The organism is Streptomyces sp. NPDC001717, assembly GCF_042892775.1.
In the GTDB taxonomy this organism is placed as follows: domain Bacteria; phylum Actinomycetota; class Actinomycetes; order Streptomycetales; family Streptomycetaceae; genus Streptomyces.
In genome coordinates, this window is sequence record NZ_JBIAUK010000029.1 from 50,516 (window position 1) to 72,281 (window position 21,766).

Annotated in this window: 19 protein-coding genes; 11 read left to right on the top strand and 8 right to left on the bottom strand. The window is 72.4% G+C overall.

Annotated features, from left to right (window positions below; genetic code table 11):
* Positions 1-53: 53 nt before the first annotated feature.
* Entirely contained in the window at positions 54-956 is a 903-nt protein-coding gene (locus tag ACFYZL_RS32245) for a helix-turn-helix domain-containing protein (RefSeq protein ID WP_388683894.1), read from the bottom strand.
* Positions 957-1,468: 512 nt separating this feature from the next.
* On the opposite strand from ACFYZL_RS32245, the gene ACFYZL_RS32250 reads away from it, so the two are divergent.
* On the top strand, positions 1,469-1,606 hold the full coding sequence (locus ACFYZL_RS32250) for a hypothetical protein (protein WP_202198247.1): 138 nt from the start codon (positions 1,469-1,471) through the stop codon (positions 1,604-1,606).
* Positions 1,603-2,391 (top strand): hypothetical protein, encoded by a 789-nt coding sequence (locus ACFYZL_RS32255; RefSeq protein ID WP_388683896.1) that lies wholly within the window; start codon positions 1,603-1,605, stop codon positions 2,389-2,391. The genes ACFYZL_RS32250 and ACFYZL_RS32255 overlap by 4 nt, the downstream gene beginning before the upstream one ends.
* Before the next feature lie 422 nt (positions 2,392-2,813).
* Here ACFYZL_RS32255 and ACFYZL_RS32260 read toward each other — a convergent pair whose 3' ends face one another.
* On the bottom strand, positions 2,814-3,779 hold the full coding sequence (locus ACFYZL_RS32260; protein WP_388683898.1) for a pirin family protein: 966 nt from the start codon (positions 3,777-3,779) through the stop codon (positions 2,814-2,816).
* A gap of 286 nt (positions 3,780-4,065) precedes the next feature.
* Between ACFYZL_RS32260 and ACFYZL_RS32265 the strand changes: the two genes are divergently transcribed.
* From ACFYZL_RS32265 to ACFYZL_RS32290, 6 genes are all read left to right on the top strand, one after another.
* Complete coding sequence (locus ACFYZL_RS32265) at positions 4,066-4,458, top strand: tetratricopeptide repeat protein (RefSeq protein ID WP_388683901.1); 393 nt, start codon at positions 4,066-4,068, stop codon at positions 4,456-4,458.
* A gap of 90 nt (positions 4,459-4,548) precedes the next feature.
* Positions 4,549-5,745 carry a methyltransferase gene (locus ACFYZL_RS32270; RefSeq protein ID WP_384745412.1) on the top strand — a complete coding sequence of 399 codons (1,197 nt, stop codon included), beginning with the start codon at positions 4,549-4,551 and terminating at the stop codon, positions 5,743-5,745.
* Between the two features lie 28 nt (positions 5,746-5,773).
* A complete protein-coding gene (locus ACFYZL_RS32275) occupies positions 5,774-6,532 on the top strand; it encodes a MerR family transcriptional regulator (protein ID WP_384745341.1) in 759 nt (252 codons plus the stop codon).
* 107 nt (positions 6,533-6,639) lie between these two features.
* The gene (locus ACFYZL_RS32280; RefSeq protein ID WP_384745343.1) at positions 6,640-7,302 is read left to right on the top strand and encodes a DUF6230 family protein; all 663 of its coding nucleotides are present in this window, start codon (positions 6,640-6,642) and stop codon (positions 7,300-7,302) included.
* The gene (locus ACFYZL_RS32285) at positions 7,293-7,757 is read left to right on the top strand and encodes a DUF6114 domain-containing protein (protein WP_384745345.1); all 465 of its coding nucleotides are present in this window, start codon (positions 7,293-7,295) and stop codon (positions 7,755-7,757) included. The genes ACFYZL_RS32280 and ACFYZL_RS32285 overlap by 10 nt, the downstream gene beginning before the upstream one ends.
* Complete coding sequence (locus tag ACFYZL_RS32290) at positions 7,754-8,416, top strand: hypothetical protein (RefSeq protein ID WP_384745347.1); 663 nt, start codon at positions 7,754-7,756, stop codon at positions 8,414-8,416. The genes ACFYZL_RS32285 and ACFYZL_RS32290 overlap by 4 nt, the downstream gene beginning before the upstream one ends.
* On the opposite strand, the gene ACFYZL_RS32295 is transcribed toward ACFYZL_RS32290, so the two are convergent.
* Positions 8,400-9,164, bottom strand: coding sequence for a metallophosphoesterase (locus ACFYZL_RS32295; RefSeq protein ID WP_384745349.1), 765 nt, complete (start codon positions 9,162-9,164; stop codon positions 8,400-8,402). The genes ACFYZL_RS32290 and ACFYZL_RS32295 overlap by 17 nt on opposite strands.
* Positions 9,165-9,331: 167 nt before the next feature.
* On the opposite strand from ACFYZL_RS32295, the gene ACFYZL_RS32300 reads away from it, so the two are divergent.
* On the top strand, positions 9,332-12,940 hold the full coding sequence (locus tag ACFYZL_RS32300) for a WGR and DUF4132 domain-containing protein (protein WP_388683904.1): 3,609 nt from the start codon (positions 9,332-9,334) through the stop codon (positions 12,938-12,940).
* Positions 12,941-13,016: 76 nt separating this feature from the next.
* Complete coding sequence (locus ACFYZL_RS32305) at positions 13,017-13,769, top strand: SDR family NAD(P)-dependent oxidoreductase (RefSeq protein WP_384745353.1); 753 nt, start codon at positions 13,017-13,019, stop codon at positions 13,767-13,769.
* Positions 13,770-13,816: 47 nt separating this feature from the next.
* Here the strand turns inward: ACFYZL_RS32305 and ACFYZL_RS32310 are convergent, their stop codons facing one another.
* The 5 genes from ACFYZL_RS32310 to ACFYZL_RS32330 form a co-directional block, all read right to left on the bottom strand.
* Positions 13,817-15,244 carry a dihydrolipoyl dehydrogenase family protein gene (locus tag ACFYZL_RS32310; protein WP_388683907.1) on the bottom strand — a complete coding sequence of 476 codons (1,428 nt, stop codon included), beginning with the start codon at positions 15,242-15,244 and terminating at the stop codon, positions 13,817-13,819.
* A gap of 41 nt (positions 15,245-15,285) precedes the next feature.
* Positions 15,286-15,666, bottom strand: a complete 381-nt coding sequence (locus ACFYZL_RS32315; RefSeq protein WP_384745356.1) for a thioredoxin family protein — start codon at positions 15,664-15,666, stop codon at positions 15,286-15,288.
* A gap of 341 nt (positions 15,667-16,007) precedes the next feature.
* Positions 16,008-17,447 (bottom strand): aldehyde dehydrogenase family protein, encoded by a 1,440-nt coding sequence (locus ACFYZL_RS32320; RefSeq protein WP_384745357.1) that lies wholly within the window; start codon positions 17,445-17,447, stop codon positions 16,008-16,010.
* Positions 17,448-17,608: 161 nt separating this feature from the next.
* Positions 17,609-18,808: a thiolase family protein gene (locus ACFYZL_RS32325; RefSeq protein WP_388683910.1), complete on the bottom strand. Its 1,200-nt coding sequence runs from the start codon at positions 18,806-18,808 to the stop codon at positions 17,609-17,611.
* A 265-nt stretch (positions 18,809-19,073) separates the two neighbouring features.
* Entirely contained in the window at positions 19,074-20,126 is a 1,053-nt protein-coding gene (locus tag ACFYZL_RS32330) for a LacI family DNA-binding transcriptional regulator (protein WP_384745360.1), read from the bottom strand.
* A gap of 277 nt (positions 20,127-20,403) precedes the next feature.
* Between ACFYZL_RS32330 and ACFYZL_RS32335 the strand changes: the two genes are divergently transcribed.
* Entirely contained in the window at positions 20,404-21,696 is a 1,293-nt protein-coding gene (locus tag ACFYZL_RS32335) for an MFS transporter (protein WP_388683912.1), read from the top strand.
* Positions 21,697-21,766: the final 70 nt, after the last annotated feature.

A 21,766-nucleotide genomic window follows, 5' to 3' on the forward strand; every position in this document is an offset into this window, starting at 1 on the left:
GGACGGACGGGCACTCGCGGACGTCTGTGCGGCGTCCGATGGTGTGGGCCGGGTCAGCCGGACCCGGCCCGGACTCCCGGTCGCGCCGGGTCGTGCTGCGGGGTGACCTGGTCGAGCAGGGCCAGCGTGGTCCGCGCGGGCGAGTCGGCCTCGGTGGTGGCGACCACGATGCTCTGCCCCTGATCCGGGTCCTGGTCTGGGCTCAGGGTCTGCTGGGTGACGGTCAGCGGGCCGACCAGCGGATGCCGCATCTCGTAGGTCGCGACGGCGCAGGCCGTGACGCGGTGGTCGGCCCACATCGAGGCGAAGTCCGCGCTCTTCGCACTCAGTTCGCCCACCAGCGCATGGAGCGCGGTGTCGTCCGGGTGCCGGCCCGCCACCAGGCGCAGATTCCCCACCACGGCCCTGGCCTTCGCCGGCCAGTCGGCGTACAGGTCGCGGGTGTGCGCATCGAGGAACACCAGCCGGGCCATGTTGGGCCGCTGTGGCGGCCGGTACGGCGTGCCCGGGTCCAGGTGTCCGGCGAACAGCGCATGGCCCAGCCGGTTCCATGCCAGGACGTCACTGCGGCGGCCGGTCACGATGGCCGGGACGTGGACCAGTGCCTCCAGCAGCTGGCCGGTCGCCTCCGTCACCCGCTCCGGGGCGGGCCGGCGGCCTCGTACCGAGCCCGTGGCCGAGGATCGGGCCAGGTTCTGCAGGTGCAGGCGCTCGGCCTCCTCCAGCCGCAGGGCCCGTGCGATCGCGTCCAGCACCTGCGGTGAGGCGTTCAGGGACTGCCCCTGTTCCAGCCGGGTGTAGTAGGACACGCTGACACCCGCCAGCGACGCCAGCTCCTCGCGTCGAAGACCCTGCACCCGGCGCCGCTCGCCGTAGTCGGGTATCCCGAGATCCTCCGGCTGCAGCTGGGATCGCCGCGTCTGCAGGAACTCCCCGAGCCGCACTTTTGCTTTCATGGATCCGAGTATGGGCGGGGCCCGACCGCACAGCCTGACCCTGGCGTGGATAGGCACCAGCGGGTCCTGGGCACATCGGATTTCACCTTCACCCGGCACGGCTGGGTCGATGCCGCGCCGCCCGGGTCTACGACCTGGTCAGTGACGTGTCCGCCGTCGGGCGCTGGAGCCCCAACGCGAGGGCGTCGGGCCCCAGGTCGGGGCCTGGGCTCCCCCACGACCACGATCCGGGCCAGATGCGGGCCAGTACTCTCCTGCCGCCTCGACCTCCGCTTCCGAATAGGCCTCGACAAGCCGTGGGAGTACAGCCTGATACTCCTCCACCCCGGAAGCCGCACGGTCCTCCGCCGCCTCGATGTTCGGGGGACACACCTCGACCGTGAAACGGGCGAGCACTTCATCAATCGCACGCACAAACACAGGTGGAGCGAACACCGAGGCAACGGGGACGTCTACGCCCGGACGACATCCGTCACGCGCCGGACCCGATCGCCAATGCGACGCTCACCTCTATGGACGAAGAGTACGACCGCGTCGTCAGGGACTTCGTCCTGGAATGCAAGATGGACATCTCCGCAGGCTACGTTTGGGTTCCGCCCACGCCGCCGATACCGGCCCCGACGCTAGAGGGATTCGAGGAATACCCATGAGCGCCTCCCCCCTCGACCCTCGCCTCACCGAGGACTTGCGCTGCTGGCACATCGCACCGGCAGGCCGCCCGGGATCCGTCGCACTCACAGGACGCTCGTACTTCGCCGACGGAGACGGCCTGACCGTCCTTCTCCGATTGTCCGGAGACGACGCCTTGGCCAGCGACGGCGGCACCATGGTTTCTCGCTTGGCCGATGCCGGAGTCGATGTCTGGGGCCCAACCCGAGCAGCGACCGCCTGGACCGAGACACTCAGCGCATTCCGCCTCAGCGAAGTGGACGGACGAATCGTTGGCCGCCGGCCCCTGCAACAGGCGGCGACGCTCGTATCGGACATCAGTAGTGCGATGCTGACCACCGACGGCCTGCGATGGCTCGCAGCCCCTGACCGGGACAGCAAGCTCGTGCGTCAGTTCTACGCGTACCTCGACGATGCCCGCATCGCCTACGACCGGCGCCCCACCGTGGAGCTCCCCCGCGGCGCCAAGGTACGCCCCACCGCGCGCATCAACCTGCCCAAGCGAACAGTCCTGGTGCAGGCCGTCGGCGGCTCTGAGCAGGGCCTGGAGCATGCCCTGTCGCTCGTGCAGCGCATCGAGCGCGCGGACTACGCCTTCGACCAGCGCCTCGTGCTGCTGAAGGGCAACCCCCAAGCTTGGCCCGCCGATCACCTCGACCTCTTGGCGGACCACACACCAGTCGGATTCTCCGACCGCATGGACGCGGTCACCCGATTCCTCAAAGAGGGCACTCCACTGGAACGCCCCGTCACATCGGAGCCGTAGGCTTCCCGCTCTCACACGACGTTTCCAGCTCCGCGCGGCGAAGAGGACCGGCCGAGCAATGTCTTGTCACTTGTGCACAACACCCGCCGCGCACTAACCCGCCCCCCTCATCCATGGATCGCAGACCCCGGCATGGTTCGCCGCCAGGGTGGTGGGAGGCGACGGCCCGGCGGCGCCCACCATCGCCCTTGACCGCCAAGAGGCGGCGACGCAGCCGCCAACCAGATCTAACTACTCGTCAGTAAAGTCAGCAAAAGGTCAGCATTCGTCCGACCAAACCTGGTGACAGCCTGCGACACATGAGACTCGACCGTCGGCGCCGAAGGCTCTCGCCCCGCATTCGACAGCCTCCCCTGAGAATCCAAAACCGGAGGGCCGGGCGCGATTTCCACACCCAGCCCTCGCGCACACAAACCAGCAGGTCAACGCACCCTTCCTCGCGCCTTCAGGTGGGTTGGGGGAAGCTCTGGGGCCGGAATCGGAGGGCCGTCGTAGCCCTTCACCTCGCCGAATCGGGACCCGTTCATCCAGTCTTCTCGGGCCTGCGCGATATCATCGTGTGACCGTCCGATCCAGTTCCAGAACATGACGATCTCCTCCTCGAACGGCTCGCCGCCCAGCAGCATCAGCCCCGCGTCCGAGGCCGCCCGCAGCGGCAGTTCCGTGCGGCCGCAGCCGAGGTAGAGCATCGAGCCCGGGAGGACCGGGACGCCGTCGACGTGGGCCTCGCCCGACATGGACAGGACCGCGTACTCGAAGTCCGGGTCGAGCGGGAGGCGGGTTTCGGTGCCCGCCGCGAGGGCCAGGTCCGCGCCGACGATCGGGGTGTACGCGGTGCCCGGCGAGGTCGCCGTGTCCAGGGTGCCCAGGATGACCGTCGCCGTCAGGCCCGGGGCCGTGACGTGGGGGAGCTCCTGGTGGTGCTGGAAGTGGGGTTCCACGTTGCGGTGGGCGTCCGGGAGGGCCACCCACAGCTGGGCACCGTGCAGGAACCGGGCGTGCGGCCGGGGGCTCTCCTCCGAGTGGCTGATGCCGCGTCCGGAAGTCATCAGGCCCAGTTCGCGCGGGCGGATCGTCTCCAGGCTGCCGACGCTGTCGCGGTGCAGGACCTCGCCCTCGTGGAGCCAGCTGACCGTCTGGAGTCCGGAGTGGGGATGCGGCGGGACCTGCATGCCGGGCTCGTCCGCGATGTCGTCCGGGCCGTAGTGGTCCACGAAGCACCACGCACCGACCATGCGGCGGCCCAGGTTCGGCAGGAGCCGGCGGACCTCCGAGGACTCGCCGAGCTTCACGGTGCGCGGGCTGAGGAGCTCTCGCACCGGTTCGGCCACGACGAATCCGCGGCCGCCGCAGGCGGAGAGAGCGGGCTGGCGATCGAGATTGCTCATGCGGACAACCTAGTGCCCGGGCCGGAAAGGTTTGCCGCTTCGCGGCGTCTGGTGCCGTGGGTCGCACGGCAGAGGGCACCACGGCTCGTACTGGACGTACTCGCGTGGCCCGACGACGCGGCGAGGTGCCGTGCCGGGCGTCGTGAGGCGGTCAACCCTTCCGGTCGGGGCACTGGCCGCGCGGCGGCACCGGCGTGAGGTGGAATGTTCCACCGGCCGGGCGTGTTGGAGGCTCCGTACAGACCACCCGAGCGCCGGAAGGGACGCTGTGGAGCACGTGGAGCACATGGACCCGATCGAGCCGGCCGAGCCCGTGGACGCGATCTTCGCGATCAAGGACCCGGCCTACCTGGAGCACGGAACGGCCGCCGACCGTTGGACGCGGGCCGGGCTCTTCTTCGACGCGAAGGAATACGCGACGGCCGCCCGCCTCCTGGAGGGCCTGGCGAGCGAGGCGCCCGAACAGTTGGCGCCCCGGTTGCTGCTGGCCCGCGCCTACTACCACTCCGCGCGGCTCGCGCGCGCCGAGCGGGAGCTGCGGTCCATCCTGGAGCGCTGGCCCGTGGAGGACTACGCGCAGCTGATGCTCGGTCGCACCCTGGAGCGCCAGGGCCGGGCCGCCGAGGCCCGTCCGTACCTGCGGATCGCCGCCGCGATGGCCGGCGAGTTCCCCGAGTAGGTCCCGGCGGGGGGGGGCCGCGGGGCGCCCCCCGCCGCGCGGGGGGGGGCGGGGGCGCGGCTCGGTTAGCCTGGGGCGGATATGAACCGTCTGACCACGCCTTTCGGCTCCTACGAGCTCACCCGCTTCCCCGAGGACCCGCGCGACCGGCTCCGTGCCTGGGACGCCGCCGACGAGTACCTGCTGCGCCATCTCGACTCCGGTACCGGCGAGCGCGGCCCGGTGGACCTGGCCTCCGCGGGCCGGATCGTCGTGCTCGGGGACCGGTGGGGGGCGCTGACCACGGCGCTCGCCGCCCATCACCCCATCCAGATCACCGATTCCGCGCTGAGCCGGTCCGCCACCGCCGCGAACCTGGACCGGGCCGGGATCGGCACCGCCAAGAGCACGGTCACGCTGCTGACCACGCAGGACCCGCCGCCGGAGCGGATCGACGTACTGCTGGTGCGCGTGCCCAAGAGCCTGGCGCTGCTGGAGGACCAGCTGTACCGGCTGGCGCCGCACGTGCACGCCGGCACCGTCGTGGTCGGCACCGGCATGGTCAAGGAGATCCACACCTCGACGCTGCGGCTCTTCGAGAAGATCCTCGGCCCGACGAGGACCTCGCTCGCCGAGAAGAAGGCCCGGCTGATCTTCTGCACCCCGGACGCGCCCGGTGCCGTGCGTCCCGTGGCCGCCGATCCGTGGCCGCTGACGTACACGGTGGACCAGGAGGCGGGCTCGGGTTCCGGGCTGACCGTCGTCAACCACGCCGGCATCTTCTGCGCCGACCGGCTGGACATCGGCACCCGTTTCTTCCTGCAGAGCCTGCCGACCAACACCGACGGCGCCCGGGTCGTGGACCTGGGCTGCGGCAACGGTGTCGTGGGCACGGCGATCCAGGTGCACGACCCGGACGCGGAGGTCGTGTTCACGGACGAGTCGTACCAGGCGGTCGCCTCGGCGCGGGCCACGTACGAGGCGAACGTCCGCGCGGGCCGTCGGACCGCCGAGTTCCACGTCGGCGACGGGGTGGCGATGTTGTCGCCGAACTCCGTGGACCTGGTGCTGTGCAACCCGCCGTTCCACTCCCATCAGGCGACGACGGACGCGACGGCGCTGCGGATGTTCGCGCAGTCGCGCAAGGTGCTGCGGCCTGGCGGCGAGCTGTGGGTGGTGGCGAACCGGCACATGGGCTACCACACGCATCTGCGGCGGCTCTTCGGCAACAGCGAAGTCGTCGCGAGCGAACCGAAGTTCGTGGTGCTGCGGGCGGTCAAGCGGCGCGAGTCGTCGCGCCCCATGTGACCTGCCGGTACGTCCTATGCTTCGCCGCGTGAGCAGCGAGGCTGAGAGTGATGACACGGGCGGCGGCAGGCGCTACCGCCGGGAGGACGTGGCCCGGGCGGCCGGCGTCAAGGTACGCAACCTGCGCTACTACCAGGAGCGCGGGTTGCTGCCGCCGCCGCGCCGGGAGGGCCGGATCGCCTGGTACTCCGAGGACCATCTGACGAGGCTGCGGCTGATCAGCGATCTGCTGGGTCGCGGGTACACGGTCAACGGCATCGCGGAGCTGCTGCACGCCTGGGAGGGCGGCGGCGGGCTGTCCGGACTGCTGGGCCTGGAGCGGGAGATGACCCGGGACTGGGTCCGGGAGGAGCCGGTGACGATGACCCGGGCCGAACTGCGGGAGCTGTTCGGGCCGACGGCGACCGCCGAGGACACCCGTCGGGCCGCCGAACTGGGGTACGTCACCGTGGACGGGGACCTGGTCACGCACCCGAGTCGGCGGCTGCTGGACGCGACGCTGGCGCTGGTGCGGCAGGGGGTTCCGCTGGCCGAGATCCTGGACGCGGGTGACTTCGTACAGGCGCAGGCGGCGGCCCTCGCGGACCGGTTCGTGGGGCTGTTCCGGCAGCACGTGATCGGACCGGAGGGGCTGGAGCGACTTTCGGCCACGCAGCTGCGGCACGTCACCGAGGCGGTCGCGGCGCTCCGGCCGGTGGCCGGCGAGGTCGTGGCCACGGAGTTCGCTCGGGCGATGGCCCGGCGGGTGGACGCGGAGGTCGCCGAACTGCTGCGTACGGAGCAGTAGGAGTCGGCTCAAAGGGTGCGCTCGCACAACCTTGCCAACCCCCATTGGCACTCTTACATTCAACTCGTCGGTAACAACGGTGCACAGCCGAAAAAAGGGACGATCTCATGGTCAATTCCCCGCATTTATCCGGCACTTCCGATGACTCTGATCCTTCCGGTCTCGATGAGGACGCCGGCTCCGGCCGGGTCCGCTGGCGGCGGTTCGCCGTCCTGACCGTACCCGCCGTCGCCGTGACCGCCGGCCTCGGCATCGCCCTCGCGCAGGGCGCCCTCGCCGCCTCCTTCGCCGTATCGGGGCAGCAGTTCAAGGTGTCGGCGCAGAGCCTGGAGGGCGAGGGCTTCGCCCAGTACGGCAGCGTCGACGTCAACGCCCGCGAGGAGCTCATCCCGGTGGCCGTGACCGCCATCCGGGAGGCGAAGCTGAACAGCCTGTGCCAGTCGGTGGTCACCTCGCTCCCGGTGATCGGCGACATCTCGCTCAACCTGACGGCCGGCCGGGACAAGCCCGTGGAAGCGAGCAACCTGTTCGTGGACGCGACGCAGCTCTCCGGCGACGCGGTCTTCAGCAACATCGAGATCGGGCGCGACGCCTCCACCCTCGACAAGGGCCCGGCCGAGGCCCAGGGGATGCAGGACCTCTTCGCCCAGCAGGCCGACACGGTCCGCATCGGCAATCTGCAGCAGACGGCGTGGGCGACCAACGCCGGCACCTTCAAGCTCTCCGGTCTGCGCATGGACATTTCCAAGGGCAAGAAGGAATGTTTCTGAGCCGTCGCGGGCGGTGGCTGCGGTGGAGGCGGTGGCGGCGCGCGAGGCCCTTCTGGGGCGGGCTGTTCGCAGTCCTCGCCGGGGCCTGGATCTGCGTCCTGCCCCTGGCACCGCTGAAGATCATGCTCCAGCAGGGGGTGGCGGGGATCCCGTCCGTCCTGATGGGCGTCGTGATGATCGTGCTCGGCCTCACCGCCTGGTTCTCTCCCGCTCAGCGCAGCCTCGCGGGTGTCCTGACCACCCTGATCGCCACGGCCGCGCTGGTCCTGTCGAATCTCGGCGGGTTCCTGATCGGCACCCTGCTCGGCATCCTCGGCGGCGGCCTGATGTTCGCCTGGCAGCCGTCCCGGCCGCCCCGCGCACCCGCTTCCGCTTCCGCTTCCGCTTCCGCTTCCGCAGTCCCGCCGCAACCGTCCCCCACCGTGCACCAGGATCCCCAAGGAGCACAGCCATGAGCCGTACGCGTACCGCTCTCGCCCTCGGCACGGCCGCCGCCGCCCTTTCGCTGGCCTCGTTCAGCGCCTCCGCCGCCCCGCTCACCGCGGCTCCGTTACCCGCGGCCGGGTCCACCACCGTGACCCCGGCCGGGCACGCCTTCAAGGCCACCCTCAGCGGGAAGGCCACCCTCAAGGCCGGTTCGGTGACGGTGACCTGCTCGGTCTCCGTCTCCACCGGCACGGTGCCGGCCGCGCCCGGCAACCAGAACGCGGCCGGGCCCGTCTCGTCGCCGATCTCCCCGCCGACGTACAGTTCCTGCACCTCCAGCATGCCCGGCGTGACGCCGACGGTCACCACCAGCGGTGCCTGGTCGGTGTCGATGCAGAACGGCGCCCCGATCACCGCCACGATGACCGTGCCGGTGGGCGGACTGGTGGTCAAGACGACCGGCCTCGCCACCTGTACCGTCACCGCGGCGCCCACCGCCGCGGCGAACGTGGGCGGCACCTGGGCGAACGGCGCGCCGTCGAACCTGACCTTCACGAACGCGTCGGTACCCGTCAAGGTGACCGGCGGGTTCGGCTGTCCGACGAGCGCGACCTCGTCCACCTTCAACGCGGTCTACCTGGTCACCGACACCACCGACCCCGCCCAGCAGATCACCGTGGGCCCATGACCACCCGGTAGTGGGTCGTCAGCCGGCCGTCGTCTCCGATCACGTGGAAGGCGACGGCCGGCGGCTCGTCGAGGTGGACCCACTCGTCGGCGCCCCGCCGCCCCTCCCACGGCAGCCGGATGGTGGAGACCACGCCCGGCGCCACCAGCACCGGCCGGCCCGCGAAGGTGGTGGCCGCCGCGGTGTGCGCGTGCCCGCACAGGAACGCCTTCACGTGCGGGTGCCGCTCGACGAGCGCGGCGAGGCGCTCCTCGCCGAACTGGCGGATCCCGTCCACGTACGGGGCGTGCAGCTCGACCGGCGGGTGGTGGAAGGCCACCAGGACCGGGGTCTCGCGCGGGGTGCCGGCCACCACCTCCTCCAACCAGGCCATCGTGGACTCCTCCAGGTAGCCGTGGTGCTCTCCGGGTACGGAGGAGTCGCACACGGCGAGCACGAAGCCCTCGCCGCGCAGCACTTGGTCGACGGGGGCCGCCGAGGGCGTCTCCTCGCCCAACATGCCGCGCCGGAAACCGGTCCGTTCGTCGTGGTTGCCGGGGCACACGACCAAGGGGTGCCGCGAGCGCAGGAGTTTGGCGGCCTGCTCGTACTCGGTGTCCTGGGCCTCGTCGGCTATGTCCCCGCTCACCAGCACGGCGTCGAGGTCGTACGGCAGTCCGTCCAGGTACTCCATGACGGCGCGGGTGCGTTCGGCCGCGCGCTCGCCGCCGTCGATGTGGACGTCGCTGAGATGGGCGATCACGATCACGGGCGATGTCTCCTTTGACTTCTCCGGTCGAGAGATGTCGCCGAAGAATACGTGGTCACACGTCCGGGGATCCGGCCGCGCCTCTCCTCCACAGCCCGTGGAACCCGTTGTCAGTGGAGCCGTTTACTGTTTCGGTCAACTGATCACGCGCGACAAGGGGAGGCAGCGTGCGGCGCTGGGAGCACGTCGACGGCGGCTCGGCCAAGTTCTGGGAGGCCGGGGCCGAGGGCACCTCGGTGACCGTCCGCTTCGGGCGCACCGGGACGTCCGGCCAGACCCGCGTCAAGGAGTTCGACTCCGCCGCCGACGCCCAGTCCTACCTGCTCAAGTCGGTGGCTGAGAAGGAGCGGAAGGGGTACGCGGAGATCGGCGCGGGCGAGGGCGCCGGTGCTCCGGCGGCCGCGGCGCCGGCCACCGCGGACGTGCCGGACGCCCCGGTCGCCCCCGTCGCCCCCGTCGACGAGGACTCCTTCGCGCTGCCCGCGGCCTGGAAGCGGAATCTGCATCCGCGGCGCGGAGGGGTGGCCGGGACCGTGCGCGCGGTCGACGCGGGTGCGCCGCGGAAACTGCGCGAGTGGATCGACCAGAGTGCGCTGACGATCGACCGCGCGCTCGCCTCCCCGGAGAGCGACCCCGATCTCGTGGAGGCCGCTCGGGCCCACCGGTCCGGCAGCAGGAGTCCGCTCGGCGCCGCGGTCCTGGCGACGCTGCTGACGGCGAAGGGCCGGTCCTTCGCCGTGGTCGCGGACGCCTGGGCGGCCGAGTTCGGGCTGCCGTTCGCCGCGCTGGCGGCCGCCGAACTGTCCGACGTCCGGCCACTGTTCGGCATGGGCAGGCCCGACGACGGGATCACCACGCGTGCCGAAGACGACGCGCACGGCGCCTGGGGCACCTCGGTCGTCCGGCCTGCCCTGGACCGCGTCAGGGCCCTGCTGTCCGTGGCGGACGAGGAGACGTACCGGGCCGCCGTCGCCGTGCTCTCGCGCGCCCGACGCAGCACCCGCCAACACATCGTGACCTGCTACATCGCTCCCTCCGAGCAGCAGTGGGTCGACGAGTGCTGCGCCCGTCCGACCGCCCTGCGGCACCGTGAGCGGACGGTGCGGGAGTTGCTGCTGTGCTCCCTCGGTTCGGCCGAACAGGTCGCCCTGTTCGGCGGCCGGATGGAGCTCGGCTGGCGCGGCTGGAACACCTCCCTGATCGCGACGCTCGCGGACGGCGTGGGCACGGGGATGGTCCCGTTCCTGGCCGGCGAGCTGAACAGCCCCTACACCGAGGCGTCCCAGGTCAAGCTGATGGCGGGAGCGCTGGCCGAACTGCCGTCCGACGAGGCCTTCGGGTGCCTGGTCGACCACCTCGACAACAACAACGTACGGACGGCCCTGGCCGCCGCGGCGCGCCGCTACCCGGTGAGGGCACTGCGCGTGCTGGCGCGGGCCTCGCTCGGCACGGGCCCCGGGGCGACACTGGCCGGTCAGCTGCTGGTCGGGCACGCGGCAGCCCATCGGGACCTCGCCTCCGATGTTCTGCCGACCCTCTCCGAGGAACTCGCCGCGGTCGTCGCTCCCCTCGTGGACCGTGCGGAGCGGGTGGCGGAAGTCCCGGTGGAGGCGCTGCCTCCGCTGCTCGGCAGCCCTCCGTGGACGCGCAAGCGGACGGTGGTCAAGCCGCGTGTGGTCAGCGGGCTGGTGGCGCCGGCGGGGGCGAGCATCGCCTGGCGGACCGGCGAGCGGGAGGCATGGGCCACCACGGAGTCCTGGGTCACCGCCTGGCACGGGTACCACCCGATGGAGACGTACATCGAACAGCTGCGCACCGGCGCGCGGATGCGCGTATGGGACACGCTGGGGGTGCTCGTCAAGGGCCCCGTCGAGGAGATGCGGCCGCTGCTCGCCGACTGGCAGGGATCCGGCTCCGCCTACCCGGGGCTGAGCGCCTACAAGCCGCTGGTCGCCCGCCACGAACTGGCCGCGCTCCATGTGGCCCTGAACATGGCGACCCGCAATCCGACCGCCATGGCACCGCTGCTCCTTCCCTTCCTCGACCTGCGCGTGGCACGGCTGATGGCCGAGTGGCTGGTCCGGCTCAAGGTCGCCGGTGACACGGCGCGTTCCTGGTGCCTGCGGCACGGCGGCGACGCGGCCCGGCTGCTCGTCCCCGACGCGCTGGGCGCGCCGGGTGCGGAGCGCACCGCGGCCGAGCGGGCGCTGCTGGTGATCGTGACGGCGCACGGCGCCGGTCCCGTACGGGAGGTGGTGGCGGAGTTCGGTCCGGAGGCCACCGAGGCCCTGGAGCCCCTGCTGGGTTCCGATCCGCTCGCGACGGCGCTGCCCGCCCGGATGCCCAGGCCGGCCGACTGGACCGATCCGCAGGCGCTGCCGCAGATCCTGCTGAAGTCCGGCGGGGCCCTGCCCGCGTCGGCGGCCGGACACGTGCTGACCATGTTGGCGGTGTCCTCTCCGCGTGCGGAGTTCCCCGGGCTCGAGCAGGTGCGGGAGTTGTGCACGCGCGAGTCCCTGGGCGCTTTCATGTGGGCGCTGTTCGTGCAATGGCGGCTGGCCGGGATGCCTCCCAAGGACGCGTGGGCACTGCACGCCCTCGGCTGGTTCGGTGACGACGAGACGGTGAGGGCGCTCACCCCGGTGATCCGGGCGTGGCCCGGCGAGGGCGCGCACCAGCGGGCCGTCGACGGTCTCGAGGTCCTGGCGTCGATCGGCAGCGACGTCGCACTGCTGCACCTGCACGGGATCGGGCAGCGGGTGAAGTTCAAGGCGCTGAAGGTCCGGGCGCAGGAGAAGATCGCCGAGGTGGCGGCCGAGCTGGGGCTGACCGGTGAGCAGCTGTCCGACCGTCTGGTGCCCGATCTCGGTCTCGAAGCGGACGGCAGCACGGTCGTCGACTACGGCACGCGCCGTTTCACGGTCGGTTTCGACGAGCAGCTGAAGCCCTACGTCCTGGACGAGGAGGGCCGGCGCCTGAAGGACCTGCCGAGGCCCGGCGCCCGGGACGAGGCGGAGCTCGCCACCGCCGAGCGCAAGCGGTTCATGGCGCTGAAGAAGGACGTGCGGACGATCGCCTCGGACCAGATCCGGCGGCTGGAGGCCGCGATGGTGGACGGCCGTTCGTGGACGGGCGCCGAGTTCCGTCAACTGTTCGTGGAGCATCCGCTGGTGTGGCACCTGGTGCGGCGACTGGTCTGGCGGGCCGAGGCCGAGGGCGAGGTGACCGCGTTCCGGGTGGCCGAGGACCGTACGTACGCCGATGTCGAGGACGAGGCGGTGAGGTTCGCGGACGACGCGACCATCACCCTGGCGCACCCGTTGCAGCTGGACGGCGTTCTGGCGGAGTGGTCCGAGCTGTTCGCGGTCCAGGGGGTCGTGCAGCCCTTCCCGCAGCTCGGGCGGCCCGTGATGGCCGTGACCGAGGAGGAGGCCGGCGGTGCGCGGCTCACCCGATTCGAGGGCTTCACCGTGCCGGTCGGGAAACTGCTCGGGCTGCAGAAGCGGGGTTGGGAGCGCGGCGAGCCGCAGGACGCGGGAGTGGAGCGGTGGTTCTCCCGTCGGCTGGGCCACGAGTGCCATCTGGTGATCGGGCTGGAGATGGGCATCGCGGTCGGGATGATCGACGAGTTCCCGGACCAGAAGCTGGAGACCATCTGGCTCGACCGGCAGCCCGGTGACCACTGGAGTTCCCGTACGTATCCTCTGAGGTTCGGCGACCTGTCGCCGATCATCGTGTCCGAGGTGCTGGCCGACCTGACGGAGCTGACCTCATGACGACCACGGCAGCCGAGGAGCTGCGGCGGCCGAATCTTGCGGGCGCGGGTGCGCCGGCGGACGGGAGGAGCGGCGGATGAGCCGAGGAGTATTGGTCACGGGGGCCTCGCGGGGCATCGGGCGAGCCGTCGCCGCCGCGTTCGCCCGGCAGGGCGACCGGGTCGCGGTGCACTGCTCCGCGCGGCAGGCCGACGCCGAGGAGACCCTGGCCGCCCTGGCGGGCGAGGGACACGTGCTCGTCAGCGGTGACCTCGCCGACCCGGCGCGGGTGGAGGCCCTGGTCGGCGAGGCCGACGGGGCGCTCGGCGGGGTGGACGTCCTGGTGAACAACGCGGCGGTGATGGTCGCCCACCCGCTGCCCACCACCTCGTACGCGGACTGGCAGGAGGCCTGGCAGCGCACGGCGGCGGTGAACCTGTTCGGAGCGGCGAACCTCAGCTACTGCGCGGCGCGCCGCATGATCGACGCGGGCCGGGCGGGCCGCATCGTGAACGTCGGCTCGCGCGGCGCCTTCCGGGGCGAGCCCGACCATCCGGCGTACGGCGCCACCAAGGCGGCGCTGCACGCGCTCGGGCAGTCGCTGGCCGTCTCCCTCGCGCCCCACGGCATCGCGGTCGCCTCGGTGGCCCCGGGTTTCGTCGCAACGGAACGGGTCTCGGGCCGGCTCGACGGCCCGGAGGGCGAAGGGATCCGTGCCCAGAGCCCGTTCGGGCGGGTGGCGACCCCGGAGGAGATCGCCTCGGCCGTCCTCTACCTGGCCTCCCCCGAGGCCGCCTGGAGCTCGGGCACGGTGCTCGACGTCAACGGGGCTTCGTACCTGCGCACATGAGCCGCCCACGCCGTCTCTTTCGGCCAGGCAAGATCCGCAAGAGACGGCTAGCCGCCGTACGCCTCCAGCAGCCGCAGCCAGATCTCGCTGATGGTCGGGAACGCCGGGACCGCGTGCCAGAGCCGGGCGATCGGTACCTCTCCGGCCACCGCGACCGTGGCCGCGTGGATCAGTTCCGCGGCGCCGGGGCCGACGAAGGTCACCCCGAGGAGCACCTCCCGGTCGAGGTCCACGATCATCCGGGCCCGGCCGCGGTAGCCGTCGGCGTACAGGCCGGCGCCGGAGACCTTGGACATGTCGTAGTCGACGGCCCGCACCCGGTGTCCGGCCCGTTCGGCTTCGGCGAGGGTCAGGCCGACGGCCGCGGCCTCGGGGTCGGTGAAGACCGCCTGCGGCAGGGCCCGGGTGTCGGCGGTGGCCGTGTGCGCGCCCCAGGGTCCGGTGTCCAGCGGTGTGCCGGCCGCACGGGCGGCGATGGCGGCGCCCGTGATCCGGGCCTGGTACTTGCCCTGGTGGGTGAGGAGTGCACGGTGGTTGACGTCGCCGACGGCGTACAGCCAGTCGTGGCCGGGTACCCGGCAGCCGTCGTCGACCCCGATCCACTCCCCGGCGGGCAGGCCGATGGTGTCGAGCCCGATGTCGTCGGTGCGGGGCGCCCGGCCGGTCGCCATCAGCAGCTCGTCGCCCCACAGGGTCTCGCCGCCCTCCAGCACCACCGTGACGGGGCCGGTGGAGCCGTCCCGTACGACGGCCTCGACGTTCACGCCGGTACGGACCTCCGCGCCGGCCTCGCGGAGCGCGTCGGCCACCATCTCTCCCGCGAAGGGCTCCATGCGCGGCAGCAGCCGCGGGCCCCTGACGAGCACGGTGACCTGCGATCCGAGGCCCTGCCAGGCGGTGGCCATCTCGGAGGCCACCACCGAGCCGCCGACGATCAGCAGCCGGCCGGGCACCTCCCGCGCCGAGGTGGCCTCGCGGCTGGTCCACGGGCCGGCCGTGCCGATGCCGGGCAGGTCGGGGATGACGGCGCGGGTGCCGGTGGCGACGACCACCGCGTGCCGCGCCGAGAGGACGTGGTGCACGCCCTCGGGGCTGGTGACGGCCACCTTGCGGACCCCGTAGAGCCTGCCGTGGCCCCGGTAGACGTGGGCTCCGATGGAGTCGAGCCAGTCGACCTGGCCCCCGTCCTTCCAGTTGCCCGTCCAGTAGTCGCGGTGCTCGAACACCGCCTCCGTGTCCAGCGGCCACGCGACGGCGCCCGCCAGACCCGGCACCCGCCGCGCGTCGGCCCGGGCCAGCACCGGGCGCAGCAGGGCCTTGCTCGGCACGCAGGCCCAGTACGAGCACTCCCCGCCGATCAGTTCGCTCTCCACCAGGGCCGTGCTCAGCCCGGCGGCCCGGGTCCGGTCGACGATGTTCTCGCCGGCCGGTCCCCCGCCGAGCACCACGACGTCGTACTCCACCGCTTCGGTCATACGGACCAGTGTCACCGCCGGACGGCGGCCGCGGCGGGCAATCAGGCTTCCGGCGTGCCGTTCTGCTGCGAAGCGGCGATCTTCGCGCGCACTTCGTCCATGTCGAGCCCGCGGGCCTGCCCGATCAGGTCCGTCAGCGCCGCTTCCGGCAGCGCGCCCGGCTGGGCGAAGATGGCCACCTGGTCCCGGACGATCATCAGCGTCGGGATCGAGGTGATCTCGAAGGCGGCGGCCAGTTCCTGCTGCGCCTCGGTGTCCACCTTGGCGAAGACGAGGTCGGGGTTGGCCTCGGAGACCTTGTCGTAGACGGGGGCGAACTGCAGGCACGGCCGGCACCAGCCCGCCCAGAAGTCGATCAGCACGAACGGGTTCTCGCTGATCGTCTGGTCGAAGTTTTCCTTGGTGAGCTCGACTGTAGCCACGGTGTTCGGACCTCCTCGTTGATTCGTCACCCCATGGAACCACCGACCGGCCTCCGGCATTCCGGACGAACGGCGGGCCGGCCGCCGGCCCTCCGAAAGACACCGCCCTGTTCCTTCTCGCCAACGCGGCCGCCGCCCAGTCGACCGGTCTCGCCCTGCTGCGTCAGGTGACCGGCGGCCCCGCACTCGGGGCGCGGGCGGCGGACCGGGGGCGCCGGCCGCCGTGCTCGCCGCGTGCGGCCACCCCGCGCTGCGCAAGGCCCTCGGTGTCAACTCCCGGGCGTGGGCGGCCACCAGCCCGCCCCGGGTGGCGGTGGCCCACCGGATCGGCGCCACGGCGGCTAGAACGGGTGGCCGGCCGGGGTGGTGCGGGCCGTGGTCCACCGCAGTTCCGTGAAGGCGTCCAGGTTGGCCTCGCCGCCGAAGCGCGCACCGGTTCCGGAAACGCCCACGCCGCCGAAGGGCGCGACCGCCTCGTCGTTGACCGTCTGGTCGTTGACGTGCGCGATTCCGGTCGGGATCCGCTCGGCCAGGTCCAGCCCGCGCCCCGCGTCCCGGGTCACGATGCCGAGGGAGAGGCCGTAGGGGCCCGCGGAGGCCAGGGCCACCGCCTCCTCCTCCGTCGCGAAGGACCGTACGGGCGCGACCGGGCCGAAGACCTCCTCGGCGTAGGCGGGGGTGTCGTCGCCGACGCCGGCCAGCACGGTCGGCCGGTAGAAGAGGCCGGTGTGCGTACCGCCCGCGACGAGCTTGGCGCCGTTCTCGGCGCTGGCCTCCACCAGGGCGTGTACGCGCTCCACCTGGGCGCGGTCGATCAGCGGGCCCAGGTGCACCTGCTCGCGGTACGGGTCCCCCACGGCCAGCGCCTCGGCGCGCGCGGCGAGGCGCTCCACGTACTCGTCGTACAGGGAGGCGTGCACGAGGTGGCGCCCGGCCGTCATGCAGATCTGGCCCTGGTGGAAGAAGGAGCCCCAGGAGGCCTGCGCGACGGCGGCCTCGACGTCGGCGTCACGGAGCACGACGAGGGCGGAGTTGCCACCCAACTCGAGGTGCGCGCGCTTGAGGTGACGGCCAGCCAGCTCGCCCACGGTCCGGCCCGCGGCGGTCGACCCCGTGAAGGAGATCACCCTGACGCGCGGGTCGGCGACCACCGCGGCCCCCGTCTCGGCTCCCCCGGGCAGCACGTGCAGCAGCCCGGCCGGGAGCCCCGCGGCGGCGAACACGGCCGCGAGGGCCAGCCCTCCGCACACGGCGGTGCGCCGGTCCGGCTTGAGCAGCACCGCGTTGCCGAGCGCCAGCGCCGGCGCGACCGACCGGATGGCCAGGATCAACGGGGCGTTGAACGGGGCCACGACCCCGACCACCCCGGCCGGGACCCGGCGGGTGAAGGAGAGCCGGGGCGCCTCGCTGGGCAGCACCTGCCCCGTCGGGCGGGAGGCCAGCGCGGCCGCCTCGTAGCACTCCTGCGCGGCGACGTGCAGCTCGAAGCCGGCCTTGCCGGGTATCGACCCGGACTCCCGGACCAGCCATTCGCCCAGCTCGTCGGCGTGGGCGGCGAACAGGTCCCCGGCGCGCCGGAGCACTGCCGCCCGCTCCGGGTGCGTGGCCCGCGCCCAGTCGCGCTGGGCCGCCTGCGCCCGTACGGCGGCCTCGGCCACGTCGGCGGGCGCGGCGAGGTCGAGGGTGGCGAGGGTGCGGCCGGTGGCGGGTTCGACGACCGGGGCCGCGCCGCCGGTGAGAGTGGGTCCGTCCTGCCAGAGCGTCGGGTCGAGGAGCGGCATGGCTCGGGGCCTCCGGTGGGGATGGGCGTGCGACGGGTACGCGGGGGGCGGCAGCACGCGCCATCGTGCCAGACCGGAGGCTCCACATCTGTTCACTTATTGGGCAGTTGACATTCTCCGGTGACCGGAAATGATCGCCCGTCCTGCGTCAGCCGACGGGCTCAGCGCTCCAGGACGAGCGCGATGCCCTGCCCGACGCCGATGCACAGCGCCGCCATGCCGGTTCCGGAGCCGGCCGCCGCCAACTGGTGCGCGACCGAGCCCGCCAGCCGGGCGCCCGAGGCGCCGAGCGGATGGCCGAGGGCGATGGCGCCGCCACGCGGGTTGACCACGGCCGGGTCGAGCTCCGGCCAGGCCGCCAGACAGCCCAACGCCTGTGCGGCGAAAGCCTCGTTGAGCTCGAACGTGGTGAGGTCCGCGAAACCGCGTCCGGCCTTGGCGAGGGCGCGCTGGACGGCCTCCACCGGGCCCAGGCCGAAGAGTTGGGGCTCGATGCCGGTGACGGCGGAGGCGCCGATCCGGGCGAGGGGCTCTCGTCCCGTGGCGGCGAGTCCCGCCTCGTCGGTCAGCAGCAGCGCGGCGGCGCCGTCGTTGAGCGGGGAGGAGTTGGCGGCGGTGACCGTACCGGTGCCGTCGCTCCGGAAGGCGGGCTTCAGCCGGGCCAGCGCCTCGGGCGTGGAACCCTCCCGGATGCACTCGTCGCGCAGCAGGTCCACGCCCGTGTAGGGCACGACCTCGGGCTCGTACTGTCCGGCGGACCACGCGGCAGCGGCCTTGCGGTGGCTCTCCAGGGCGAAGGCGTCCTGCGCCTCGCGGGTGATGCCGTGCTTGTCGGCGATGAGCTCGGCGCCCTCGCCGAGCGAGCCGGTCCACTCCTCCGGCATGCGCGGGTTGGTCATCCGCCAGCCGAGAGTGGTCGACCACATCTGCTGGTGTCCGGCGGGGAAGGCGCGCTCGGGCTTCTGCACCACCCAGGGCGCGCGACTCATGGACTCCACGCCACCCGCGATGGCGACGGAGGCGTCACCGACGGCGATGGCGCGGGCGGCCTGGACCACGGCCTCCAGACCCGATCCGCAGAGCCGGTTGACGGTGACCCCGGGGACGCTCACGGGAAGCCCGGCGAGCAGCACCGCCATGCGGGCCACGTCGCGGTTGTCCTCACCGGCGCCGTTGGCGTCCCCGAAGACGACGTCGTCGATGCGGGACGGGTCGAGTTCGGGCGTACGGTCCACCAGCGCGCGGACCACGTGGGCCGCCAGGTCGTCCGGCCGGACTCCGGCGAGGGCCCCGCCGAACTTGCCGATCGGGGTGCGGACGGCGTCGACGACGTACACGTCGCGGACGGTGCGGATGCTCATGGGGTCTCTCCTGGGCGGATCCGTACGGCCGGCAGCGCCCCGGCGCCGGTGTGGGCACCGGAACACGACACCGGCTGCACCCGGTGGGGCGCGCCCGAAGTCTCCGTCCGCACCTCACCCCCTGTCAACGGCCACCCGCCCCGGCCCGCCATCCCGGCTCCGGCAGGCCACTCCAGCCCCGCCGGCGTTCAAGGCGCGCTCCGGGGCGGAGCCCCGCGCGACCGGCCCGCACCCGGACCGCCGACCCGCACCACACGCCCGACCGTCAGGTCGACTCGCGCGGCACCGCCACCGCCGCCATCAGGTCCTCCCGCTCCGGCGACTGCGGCAGCTCCGACGGCTCCCGTACGGCCCGGTCCACCAGCGACGCCAGGTGGCCACCGGTCGGCATCTCGATCCGCACCGTGCTCAGCCGCGGCCGCAGCAGCCGCCCGAGGAGCAGGTCGTCGGCCCCGATGACGGACACGTCCCCGGGCACGCTCAGCCCCTCGTCCTGGAAGGCCCGCATCAGCAACATCGCGTACTCGTCGTTGTATGCGAAAACCCCGTCCAGCCCGAGCCCCCGCCACCGCGCCGCGAGCGCGCCGGCCGATTCCTCGGAGTACGCCATCGGCAGGGCCTCGACCTCCGCGCCCGCCACCGAACGGGCACCCGCCAACCGGGGCACGGAGAACAGTTCCAGACCCTCCTCCCGCGGAACGATCACACCGATCCGCCGCAGGCCCCGCTCGACGAGATGCGCCGCGGCCCGCGCGCCGACGTCCTCCTGGTTCATGACGAGCGCGTGCGCCCCCGGCACCCGGTCCGGACCCATCGTGATGACCGCGCGCGCCCCGGCCCTCTTGAGCGTGGCGACCCCGCGGGCGGTGAGCGTGGTCTCGCCGAGCGAGATCACCGCGACCGGCCGCAGCTCCGCCCACGCGCGGGCTGCCTCGTCCCCGTCGAGGCCGAGGCTCCCGTACTGGACCACGGTGTAGTCGAGGCGGCGCAGGGCCCGCTGGAGTTCGTTGAGGAACGCGCTGTACAGCGGCCCGATCGGAGCGTTCGGGGTGGGCAGCAGCACGATCCGGGTGTGCCCGGCCCGCAGGCTGCGGGCGGCGGCGTGCGGGACGTAACCCAGTTCCTCGGCGGCCTCACGGACCTTGCGGCGGGTCGGCTCGCTGATCCGCACGGCCTCGGCGTTGTTCAGCACGTACGAGACCGTCGCCCGCGACACTCCGGCGAGCCGGGCCACGTCGGCGCTGGTCGGGACGGGAGGCGGCGACGGAGGCGACGGCGGGGAACCGGACGGCTTCGATGACTTCGATGACTCAGACATTGCCGTGGCATCTTTCCAGACCTGTTGCGCCCAGGGGCTAGCGGATGGCCGGAAACGGATGGTACACAGTGGTTACACGAGTCATTGACACGTGTAACCACGGCGCGACATCTCACCTGACAGTGGTGTTCCGCCGTGTCCTCGCGCCGCCGCCCTGTCGCGTTCCTTTCGCACCCCGCCATCGCGGCAGGGCGGCGCGCGCACCCCTCACCGCACCACCTCGTCGCACCACCCCTCACCCCCCTCCACCCGCACCCTCACCGCCCAGGAGGGCACCGTGGCCCTTTCCTCCCCCGGCTCCGGCACCACGAGCGCCGCCACCACCGACGCTACCGACGCCACCACCGACACCTCCGCCGACGCCTCCTCCCCGTCCGGCCGCCCCGGACGCGGCCTGCTCCCCCTGCTGCTCGTCGGCAACACCGCCATGTACGCCCTCTACATAGGCGTCGCGAGCGTCCTGCTCGCCCTCCAGGTCGAGGACGTGGACCCGGCGAACAAGGTCTCGAACTTCGGCCTGATCGCAGGGGTCTCGGCGGTCTTCGCCACGGTCTTCAACCCGGTCGCCGGCGCGCTCTCCGACCGCAGCGGACGACGCAACCCGTGGATCCTCGGCGGCGGGCTGGCCGCGGTACCGGCGATGTTCCTGCTCGGCCTCGCGCACACGATCCTGCTGATCACGATCGTCTGGTGCCTCGGCCAGGCCGTCATGAACGTCTACCAGGCCGCCATCACCTCCGTGGTCCCCGACCGCGTCCCCGTCTCCGCGCGCGGCAAGGCCTCCGCGGCCGTCGGCCTCGGCCTGCCCTTCGGCTCCACGATCGGCGCGCTGGTCGGCGCGGCCTTCTCCGAGGACTACCGCACCGGGTACCTCGTGTTCGGCGCGCTCGTCGCGGGCGCCGCCGTCCTCTTCACCGCCTGCACCCGGGAAGAGCGGCTGCCGTCCCGCGCCCCCATGCCCGTCAAGGAACAACTGGCGGCCTTCGTGGGCGCGTTGAAGGACCACGACTTCCGGTGGGCCTTCATCGGGCGGGCCCTGCTCGTCCTCGGGTACTTCGCGGTCACCGGCTACCAGCTGTACATCCTCCAGGACCACACCGTGCTGCCGGACGGGATGGAGCCCGAGTCCGCGGTGGCGGTGCTGATGCCGCTGACCAGCGTGGCGATGGTGGTCTCCACGGTCCTCGGCGGCTACCTGTCGGACAGGTTCGACCGCCGCAAGCTCTTCGTCGGGGCCTCCGCCCTCCTGTCGGCCGTCGCGCTCGTCATCCCGGCGGTGTCGACCAGCTGGACCGCGATGCTGGCCTTCGCCGCCGTCAACGGGCTCGCGTTCGGCTGCTACATGGCCGTGGACACCGCGCTCGTGACGATGGTGCTCCCCAGCGCCGAGGACGCGGCCCGCGACATGGGTGTGCTCAACATCGCCAACGCCGGCCCGCAGATCGTCGCGCCGTTCGTCGCCTCCGTGGTCGTCTCGCTCAGCGGCGGTTACACCGCCCTGTTCATCGTCGCGGCCGTGCTGGCCGTGGCGGGCGCCCTCGCGGTGAAGCCGATCCGCAGCGTGCGCTGACGCACGAACGCACACGCGTACGCACCTACGTACGCACGACCCGTACGACACGGCCCGACATCGCACATCA

Bases quoted from the DNA above. Each gene is read 5' to 3' on its own strand.
- ACFYZL_RS32245 (WP_388683894.1), bottom strand. From the start codon at position 956: ATGAAAGCAAAAGTGCGGCTCGGGGAGTTCCTGCAGACGCGGCGATCC.
- ACFYZL_RS32250 (WP_202198247.1), top strand. From the start codon at position 1,469: ATGGACGAAGAGTACGACCGCGTCGTCAGGGACTTCGTCCTGGAATGC.
- ACFYZL_RS32255 (WP_388683896.1), top strand. From the start codon at position 1,603: ATGAGCGCCTCCCCCCTCGACCCTCGCCTCACCGAGGACTTGCGCTGC.
- ACFYZL_RS32260 (WP_388683898.1), bottom strand. From the start codon at position 3,779: ATGAGCAATCTCGATCGCCAGCCCGCTCTCTCCGCCTGCGGCGGCCGC.
- ACFYZL_RS32265 (WP_388683901.1), top strand. From the start codon at position 4,066: ATGGACCCGATCGAGCCGGCCGAGCCCGTGGACGCGATCTTCGCGATC.
- ACFYZL_RS32280 (WP_384745343.1), top strand. From the start codon at position 6,640: ATGGTCAATTCCCCGCATTTATCCGGCACTTCCGATGACTCTGATCCT.
- ACFYZL_RS32285 (WP_384745345.1), top strand. From the start codon at position 7,293: ATGTTTCTGAGCCGTCGCGGGCGGTGGCTGCGGTGGAGGCGGTGGCGG.
- ACFYZL_RS32290 (WP_384745347.1), top strand. From the start codon at position 7,754: ATGAGCCGTACGCGTACCGCTCTCGCCCTCGGCACGGCCGCCGCCGCC.
- ACFYZL_RS32305 (WP_384745353.1), top strand. From the start codon at position 13,017: ATGAGCCGAGGAGTATTGGTCACGGGGGCCTCGCGGGGCATCGGGCGA.
- ACFYZL_RS32310 (WP_388683907.1), bottom strand. From the start codon at position 15,244: ATGACCGAAGCGGTGGAGTACGACGTCGTGGTGCTCGGCGGGGGACCG.
- ACFYZL_RS32320 (WP_384745357.1), bottom strand. From the start codon at position 17,447: ATGCCGCTCCTCGACCCGACGCTCTGGCAGGACGGACCCACTCTCACC.
- ACFYZL_RS32325 (WP_388683910.1), bottom strand. From the start codon at position 18,808: ATGAGCATCCGCACCGTCCGCGACGTGTACGTCGTCGACGCCGTCCGC.
- ACFYZL_RS32330 (WP_384745360.1), bottom strand. From the start codon at position 20,126: ATGTCTGAGTCATCGAAGTCATCGAAGCCGTCCGGTTCCCCGCCGTCG.